This is a genomic window from Streptomyces sp. SID14478 (assembly GCF_010548525.1).
Lineage (GTDB): Bacteria > Actinomycetota > Actinomycetes > Streptomycetales > Streptomycetaceae > Streptomyces.
In genome coordinates, this window is record NZ_JAAGMG010000918.1 from 1 (window position 1) to 4,799 (window position 4,799).

Sequence of the window (4,799 nt, forward strand, 5' to 3'; positions counted from 1 at the left end):
GCACCGGCGGCCGGGTCGCGCTCACCTTCCACGGGCAGGGCGACCCGGCGATCGCCGACGCGGTCCTCAAGGAGGCCGAGCGGGCCCGCGCCCGTGTCACCGTGCTCGCCGTCGGCACCTGGCTCGACGAGCACCCGGCCATCGCCCGGCGCATCCTCGACGGCGGCCACGACCTCGGCAACCACACCCTCCACCACCGCGACGTCAACACCATGTCCGAGGCCGACGCGTACGCCGAGATCACCGGCTGCGCACAGCGACTGCGCCGCCTCACCGGATCCATCGGCACCTGGTTCCGGCCCTCGCGCACCCAGACGGCGACGCCGCTCGTGGCCCGCCTCGCCCAGCGCGCCGGCTACCCGCACGTCCTGTCGTACGACGTCGACTCGCTGGACTTCACCTCGCCCGGCGCGGACACGGTCGTCACCAACGTGACCTCGGCCGTGCGGCCCGGCTCGGTCGTCAGCCTGCACTTCGGATACCAGGACACGATCGCCGCCCTGCCACCCCTCCTTGACCACCTCGACCGTCGCGGCCTGTCCGCGGTGACCTGCACGGAGCTGCTCACGTGAACATCACCTCCCGCCGCACCGGCGTCCTCGTCGCCGCTGCCGTCACCACCGTCCTCGCCGCGCTCGCGGGCTGCGGCGCCGAGCGGGCCGAGATCGCCAAGCCGGTCAAACCCGCCGTACCGAAGCAGAAGCCGGTCCACGGACTGCCCGGGATGCCGCCCGTCCTCGACCCCAAGGACGTGTACGCGGCCGACCGGCCCAACAAGCTCTCCCCGGTGGTCAAGGACTTCCCGTCCCGCGTGTACGTCCCCAACACCGAGTCCGACACCGTCTCCGTCATCGACCCCAAGACGTTCGAGGTCATCAAGACGATCCCGGTCGGCCGCCAGCCCCAGCACGTCGTCCCCTCCTGGGACATGAAGACGCTGTGGGTCAACGACGACAAGGGGAACACCCTCACGCCCATCGACCCCAAGACCGGCAAGGCGGGCAAGCGGGTCGACGTGCACGACCCGTACAACCTCTACTTCACCCCCGACGGCAAGCACGCCGTCGTGATGGCCTCGCTCGACCGCGAGCTGGTCTTCCGCGACCCGCACACCATGAAGATCCAGCACACCGAGCCGGTCTCCTGCTACGGCGTCAACCACGCCGACTTCTCCCTCGACGGCCGCTACTTCCTGGTCAGTTGCGAGTTCAGCGGCGAACTGCTGAAGGTCGACACGGCGAGGATGAAGGTCGTGCAGCAGCAGAAGCTCCCCTTCAAGGGGGCCATGCCGCAGGACGTGAAGATGTCCCCCGACGGCAAGAAGTTCTACGTCGCCGACATGATGGCCGACGGCATGTGGGTACTGGACGGCGACACCTTCTCCAAGCCCCAGCTGCTGCCCACCGGCAAGGGCACGCACGGCCTCTACGTCAGCCGCGACTCCAAGGAGATGTACGTCTCCAACCGCGGCGAGGGCACCATCTCGGTCTTCGACTTCACGCGGAACAAGCTGACGAAGAAGTGGAAGCTGCCCCAGGGCGGCAGCCCCGACATGGGCGGCGTCTCGGCGGACGGCAACACCCTGTGGCTGTCCGGCCGTTACGACTCCGAGGTGTACGCCATCGACACCCGCACCGGCGTCCAGATCGCCCGCATCCCCGTCGGCAACGGCCCGCACGGCCTCGCGGTCTACCCGCAGCCGGGCCGCTACTCGCTCGGCCACACCGGCATCTTCCGCTAGACGGCCCTCACAGGGCGAGCATCAGCGCCTCCGACCCCACCGGGCGGTAGCCCGCCGCCTGGAACACCCGCACGCTGCGCGCGTTCCCGGGCGACTGCTGCGCCCACACGTGCTCCGCGGGAACCAGGTGCCGGGCGGCGAGCGCCAGTTGCCGCCCGAGCCCCCGGTGGCGTACGTCCTCGTCCACCTCGATCGCGACCTCCCAGCGCCCGCCGACCCCGCGCCCGAGGACCAGCACCCCGCCGTCCGCCTCCCACACCCGTACGTCGTCCCGGTGGGTGAGCGCCCGCGTCACCCGAGGGTGCTCCCGGTCCCGGATCTCGCGCAGTTCCAGCGGCGGCGGGCCGGCCAGCGCGGGGGCGGCCGTCAGCAGGTCGATCGTGTCGTGGGCGCGGCCCGTGCGGTCCATGAACGCGGCCAGGAACCGGGCGTTCATGGGCGCCGCCAGCGCGTCGCAGTCCACCGCGGCCAGCGTCTCGCGCACCCAGTCCCCGGGCTCGTCGGTGAACACCACGGTGTGCGCGGTGAACGCGAGGACGCCCGCGTCCCGTGCGTTCATCTGCGGCACGACCGTCAGGGTTGCGTCGGGCGCGGGAAAGACGCCCTTGGCCGCCGCGTCCAGAATGTCCCGCAGAGTCACATCGGCTCCTCGCTTGAGTCTCCACCCACTGGAAGGCCCAGACTCCCAGACATGATCGACGACGGCCCGCCCCTGCTCACGATCGGACAGCTGGCACGGCGCACCGGACTCACGGTGCGCACCATCCGCTACTGGTCCGACGAGGGCGTCCTGCACCCGCTGACCCGCAGCCACGGCGGCTACCGGCTGTACGACGCCGCGTCCGTGGCCCGTCTGGAGCTGATCCGCACGCTGCGCGAGCTGGGGTTCGGCCTGGACGACGTACGCAAGGTGCTGGCCGGGGAGGCGGACATCGCTGCCGTCGCCGCCGCGCACGTCGCGGCGCTCGACGCGCAGATCAAGGTGCTCCGGCTGAACCGGGCCGTCCTGTCGACCGTCGCGAAGAGGAAATCGAGCGCCGAGGAGATGGCCCTGATGAACAAGCTGGCACGCCAGTCAGCCGCCGAACGCAAGCGGATCATGGACGAGTTCGCCGAGGAGATGCTGCACGGCCTGGACAACGTCGATCCGGTGATCCAGGAGCGGATGCGCGGCATGAGCGCCGGGCTGCCCGACGACCCGACGCCCGAGCAGGTCGACGCCTGGGTGGAACTCGCCGAGCTGCTCCAGGACCCGGAGTTCAAGGCGAAGATGCGCCGGGCCTCCGAGTACAACGCGGCGGACCGGCCCCCCGAGGAGGCGGCCGGCGCCTCCATGCAGTTCCTGCAGAGGCTCGTCGTCCTGGCCGGGGACGCAATGCGCGACGGCGTCGCCCCCGAGTCCGCGCAGGCCGACGCGGTACTGCGCGAGCTGCTCGGCCCCGACGCCGACCGGTCCGCGGTCCTGGACCGGCTGCTGACCACGATGGACAGCAAGGTCAACCGCTACCGCGAATTGCTCACCGTCCTCAAGGGCGCTGCGGTGCAGCGCCGGCACCGCGAGGAGTTCGCCTGGGTACTCGCCGCACTGCGCGCGCACCCGGCCAGCTAATCTGACCCCCGTCAAGACAGCAGTACGTAAACGAGGGGTGGTCCCGGTGGCGGACATCGAGGCGGCACGCAAGGCGTTCGAGCGGTTCGACGCGGACGGCGACGGCTTCATCACGGCGGCCGAGTACAAGAGCGCCATGGCACAGATGGGCGACTTCCACGTCACCGAGTCGGTGGCCGAGGCCCTCATCGCCCGGCAGGACGCCAACGGCGACAAGGTCCTCTCCTTCGACGAGTTCTGGGCCAACCTGAACAAGGCCTGAGGCTGGGGCCCGACTTCCATCTGCAGTTGACGGGCGCGGCCCGGTTCACCGCGGACAGCACCGCCCGCACGGAGGCGGTCAGAGCCGAGGTGTGCCGGGCCGCGTTCCGTACACGGTCCTGTCGGCCCGGCAGTACACACAGGCGACGGCCTCGCCGTAGCAGGTTCCCGCACGAAGCCGGGCCCGGTCCGACCGATCGGTCCGGACTACCCCTGTCGGCCCCTCCCGCCGGGCCGTTCGCGGTGCCATCCTCCCTCTGCTCACGCCCATCGGGGCGAATCCGACACAGCGGGTGCGACATGGTCAAACAGGGATGGATCACAGGGGTCGGGGTCGCCTTGGTGCTGGCCCTGCCGGCGGCGGGATGCGCCAAGGGCGGGCCCGACGCCTCCGAGGGGTCCGGCGGGGCAACGGGTCTGTCCGACTCCCTGACGCCGGGCGGCGGGGACGACGGAGGGACGGTCGGCGGCGAGGGGGACGGCATCGGCGGGACCGTCAACGGCGGTACCGAGAACGGCGGTTCGGGGAGCGGCGCCTCCGGCGGCGGCGCGAACGGGGGCGACGGTTCGTCCGGCTCCGCAGGCACGTCGGACTCCGGAGGCGGGGCGACGGACGGCGGGGGCGATGACGGTGCGCCCGGCCTCCCCAGCGGCGGCGGGGACAACGGCGGCGGCGGGAACGGCGGGAACGGCGGGAACGGCGGCAACGGCGGCGTGCCCGGATCGCCCATGCACATCCCGGACTTCCAGCAGAAGGGGCGCCCCCTCGACTACACGGACGAGGAGAACGCCGCGTGGCCGCAGCTCCAGCAGGCGTTCGCCGACCAGTGCCCCCAGAAGAAGCTCTGCGTCGAGCTCGTCCGTGTCTACGAGGACGTCGACGACCCGGAGTTCGGCCCCTGCGCCTACCTCGGCTTCACCCGCCCGGGGCAGGGCGAGGTGATGCACGCGGGCGACCGGATCGAGGTCGTCGGCGCCAAGCCCTGCCCCCCGGTCGTACCCGAACTCGGCGCCGCCCTCAAGAACCGCCCCCTCAACGACGCGGGCCTCGGCCCGGACAGGCCCAGCGCCTGGCCCGCCATCCAGCAGCGGTTCGCCGACGGATGCCCCGGCCGGCGGCCCTGCATGACGCTGGAGCGCGTCCACGAGACCGCCGGCGCCGCGGCGCCCCGCGGCTACGCGGGCGTC

At 71.8% G+C, this 4,799-nt stretch carries 5 protein-coding genes and 1 pseudogene; 5 read left to right on the forward strand and 1 reads right to left on the reverse strand.

The features are described 5' to 3' along the window. Window positions 1-572, forward strand: a 572-nt coding sequence (locus G3I40_RS29960) for a polysaccharide deacetylase family protein (RefSeq protein ID WP_164305766.1), incomplete at its 5' end; no start/stop codon positions are given. After that, window positions 569-1,741, forward strand: a complete 1,173-nt coding sequence (locus G3I40_RS29965; protein ID WP_343245058.1) for a PQQ-binding-like beta-propeller repeat protein — start codon at window positions 569-571, stop codon at window positions 1,739-1,741. The genes G3I40_RS29960 and G3I40_RS29965, both read left to right, overlap by 4 nt. A 7-nt stretch (window positions 1,742-1,748) precedes the next feature. Here the strand turns inward: G3I40_RS29965 and G3I40_RS29970 are convergent, their stop codons facing one another. Beyond that, window positions 1,749-2,381, reverse strand: a complete 633-nt coding sequence (locus tag G3I40_RS29970) for a GNAT family N-acetyltransferase (RefSeq protein ID WP_164305767.1) — start codon at window positions 2,379-2,381, stop codon at window positions 1,749-1,751. Window positions 2,382-2,432: 51 nt separating this feature from the next. Here G3I40_RS29970 and G3I40_RS29975 point away from each other — a divergent pair, with 51 nt between their 5' ends. The 3 genes and pseudogenes from G3I40_RS29975 to G3I40_RS47995 all read left to right on the forward strand — a co-directional run. Beyond that, the gene (locus G3I40_RS29975) at window positions 2,433-3,350 is read left to right on the forward strand and encodes a MerR family transcriptional regulator (protein WP_164305768.1); all 918 of its coding nucleotides are present in this window, start codon (window positions 2,433-2,435) and stop codon (window positions 3,348-3,350) included. 46 nt (window positions 3,351-3,396) lie between these two features. Next, window positions 3,397-3,612, forward strand: coding sequence for an EF-hand domain-containing protein (locus G3I40_RS29980; protein WP_164305769.1), 216 nt, complete (start codon window positions 3,397-3,399; stop codon window positions 3,610-3,612). Window positions 3,613-3,911: 299 nt separating this feature from the next. Beyond that, window positions 3,912-4,799, forward strand: a pseudogene (locus G3I40_RS47995) (hypothetical protein); the annotation flags it as partial.

Bases quoted from the DNA above. Each gene is read 5' to 3' on its own strand.
- G3I40_RS29975 (WP_164305768.1), top strand. From the start codon at position 2,433: ATGATCGACGACGGCCCGCCCCTGCTCACGATCGGACAGCTGGCACGG.